This window comes from Mesorhizobium sp. M7A.F.Ca.CA.002.05.1.1, assembly GCF_003998335.1.
In the GTDB taxonomy this organism is placed as follows: Bacteria; Pseudomonadota; Alphaproteobacteria; order Rhizobiales; family Rhizobiaceae; genus Mesorhizobium.
The window spans coordinates 1-3,137 of record NZ_RZQI01000716.1 but is presented as its reverse complement, the minus strand read 5'-3'; the positions used below and the strand labels follow the sequence as shown (position 1 = coordinate 3,137).

Sequence of the window (3,137 nt, the reverse complement as noted above, 5' to 3'; positions counted from 1 at the left end):
GCGCAGCAGCCGGTGGATCTCGACCTTGGCGCCGACATCGATGCCGCGTGTCGGCTCGTCCATGATGATGACCTTGGGATCGACGGACAGCTGCCTGGCGATGGCGACCTTCTGCTGGTTGCCGCCGCTCAGCGTCGAGACGGCGGCCTCAATGCCAGCCATGCGCACGCCGAGCCTGCCGGTCAACTCCTTCGCCTGACGATCCTCGGCCTTACGATTGAGCAAGCCGAGTGGCCCGGTGAGCCGGCCGAGGTCGAGCGCGGAGATGTTCGCTGCGATCGGCAGATCGAGGAACACGCCGGAGCCTTTCCGGTCCTCAGAGAGATAGACCAGCCCCGCCTTGACCGCATCGCCATAGCTGCGCAACCGCAGCTGCTTTCCGTCGAGCACGACGGTTCCTGACGTCATTGGCCTGAGGCCACAGACCGTTTGCGCGATCTCGCTGCGGCCGGCCCCGATGAGGCCGCCTATGCCGAGAATTTCGCCAGCGCGAAGCTGCAGATCGACGTCGGCGAAGCGGCGGCCATCGGAAAGCCCCTCGACCGCGAGAAGCAGGCGCCCCGGCTGTTGCGGCGCCAGCTTGTCGGGATAGAGCTGGGTGATTTCGCGGCCCACCATCTTGCGCACGACATCGTCAGGTGAAACGGCGGCGACCTGATCGGTCGCCACGTACCGGCCGTCGCGGAAGACGGTGACGCGGTCGCACAGCGAGAATATCTCGGCCATGCGGTGGCTGATATAGACCACCGAAATGCCCCGCTCCTTGAGCCCGCGCACGATCGAGAACAGGCGTTGCGCTTCGCTTTCGGTGAGTGCCGCGGTCGGCTCGTCAAGCATCAACACCTTGCAGTCGAGCGTCAGCGCCTTGGCGATCTCGACAAGCTGCTGGTTGGAAATGGAGAGGTCGGCGACCCTGGTGCGCACCGGAATGGGCGCGAGCAGGTCCATGACCTTCTGGGCGTCGGAATAGAGCTTTTGGAAATTCATCAGCGGCGCGCGCCGGCTGTTGATCGCGGCCATGTAGATGTTTTCGGCAACCGTCGCGTCCTGACAGAGCGCGATCTCCTGGTGGACAAGCGCAATGCCGAGACGTTGCGCGGCTGCGGGCGAGTGGATCGAAATGCGCTCACCATCGATCAGGATGTCGCCCTCGTCGGGCTGCAATACACCGGCGATCATGTTCATCAGCGTCGACTTGCCGGCGCCGTTCTCTCCGCACAGTGCATGGATTTCGCCGCGCCGCAGCTCGAACCGTACGTCGCTCAGCGCCTTGACCGGGCCGAATGCCTTGGACAGGCCACGGATTTCAAGAATGGGCGCCTGGGTCACGCCGTGCTCCTGCGATGAACCTGCGGGGGAGGAAGGAGGCCGAAGCCTCCTTCCCGGTTAATCCGGCCATGCCGAGGCCGGGCGGCGAGATCGGGACTATTCCTCGATGCCCTTGGTACCGCGACGCTTGAGGTACTTGTCCCAGTAGAAGTCGTCCGCATTGTCCTTGGAGACAATGGAGAAGCCATTGTCGACGAAGGGCACGCTCATCGGGTTGAAACCCGAACGCTTGGCGTCGTTCATCGGATCGATCAGGCCGGGATGCTTGGCCATCCACAACAGCATGAAGCCCATATAGCCCTGCATGCCCTGGTTTGGATTGACCGAGCCGAAGATCTCGCCGGCCTTGATCATGTCGAGGATCTTGGCATTGACGTCGGCGAGCATGACGCGGATCTTGCCACCGCCTTCCTTGGCGGCCTGGGCAGCGCCGATGGCCGAGTTGGCCTCCGGCATGAACACGGCGCCAAGATCAGGATGCGCCTGCGCCAGGCTCAGAACCGCCTGATAGGCCTTGGTGGGATCCTGGTTCGAAGCGGCGCGGCCGACGAGCTTCATGTCAGGCCATTTGGCTTCCATGCGGGCAACGAACGCGTGGACGCGCTTGTCGTGGTTGTCCTGGCCGGGATTCTCCAGCACCGCATATTCGCCCTTGCCGTCCATCGCCTTGGCAACGGCGTCGGCAGCATAGGTGCCTTCGGCATTGTTGTCGGAGGTGATGTAGGAGACGCGCTTGGAATTCGGCGAGTCGGCGGCGAAGGTCACCACCGCGGTGCCCTGTTCGATGGCGCGGTTGATCGGCTCGATGAACGGATCGGAGTTCATCGGATGCACCAATATGCCGGCCGGCTTCTGCGCCAGCGCTTGGTCGAAGGTCGCGATCTGCTTGTTGACGTCGTATTCCGGCGTACCCGTATAGGCGGTCTCGCAGCCGAACTGCTGGCCGGCCTGCTTGAACATTTCATAGACCGGGAACCAGTATTCGACGCCCGAGACCATGACGTTCATGACATATTTTTCACCCGGCTCGCATTTGAACGGGTTTGGGGTTTCGGCGCGTACCTGCATCGACCCAAAGCAGGTCGATGCAGCCGCCGCGATTGCGAGCGTGCTCAGAAATTTGCGCAAGTTTCCTCCCTTGGCCGAAGCCATCCTCAATGACCGTCGCAGGCGCTCAGCGAGCGCTGCCGTATGGATTTGATGATGCCAACCTTCCTCCGAAAGCCGACGATCGGGACATTACAGCCTCGGCGCACGTTGTCAATATAATTCACATACTGAAATATATTTCACAACCTACTTCCGGGGAGTCTACGCTCCGGTCGACGAAGCTGGTCGCAGGCCGCCAAGGTGCCGTACGGGCCAGGCAAGGCCTTTCCGGCCTTTTTGGCCGCGAACCGGGGAGTGTGGTTGGAGTATCTGCACCCAGGAGTTCGCGCGGTGCCCTCCCGCCGGCCGCGTCTTATCACGTGAAGCCCAGATCTTGTTTGATAAGCATCTGCTCCGAGCGCGGCGTGACGCTCTCCATGTCGCTTGGCCAAGAAGTCTGCTGCTTCGTCGGCTTACAGCAGCCTTGACCACCCGGAGTATTCCGAGAACCTTCGACTGTCCCCCGAATGCGAACGGCCCGCCGGCATTGTTCCAGGCGGATTGTTTGCTTACCGAAGTTTGGTTGGGGAGAGGATTTGAGTTTTCTGTCTTGCGGCTTGGGCTTGGCCTGCTTGGGGGCGCCTGATGACGGGTTAAACGCCGGCACCAGGGCAAAAAACAAAAGAGCCCGCACGAGGCGGGCTGTTTGTTTAGTGAGG

3 protein-coding genes are annotated in these 3,137 nt (G+C 61.9%); all 3 read right to left on the bottom strand.

Annotated features, from left to right (window positions below):
* On the bottom strand, positions 1-1,329 hold a 1,329-nt coding region (locus EN939_RS27195; RefSeq protein ID WP_164751253.1), incomplete at its 3' end, for a sugar ABC transporter ATP-binding protein.
* Positions 1,330-1,425: 96 nt separating this feature from the next.
* Positions 1,426-2,457 (bottom strand): substrate-binding domain-containing protein, encoded by a 1,032-nt coding sequence (locus tag EN939_RS27190; RefSeq protein ID WP_127270832.1) that lies wholly within the window; start codon positions 2,455-2,457, stop codon positions 1,426-1,428.
* Positions 2,458-2,794: 337 nt separating this feature from the next.
* A partial coding sequence (locus tag EN939_RS38635; protein WP_206520378.1) for a hypothetical protein occupies positions 2,795-3,137 on the bottom strand: 343 nt, incomplete at its 5' end.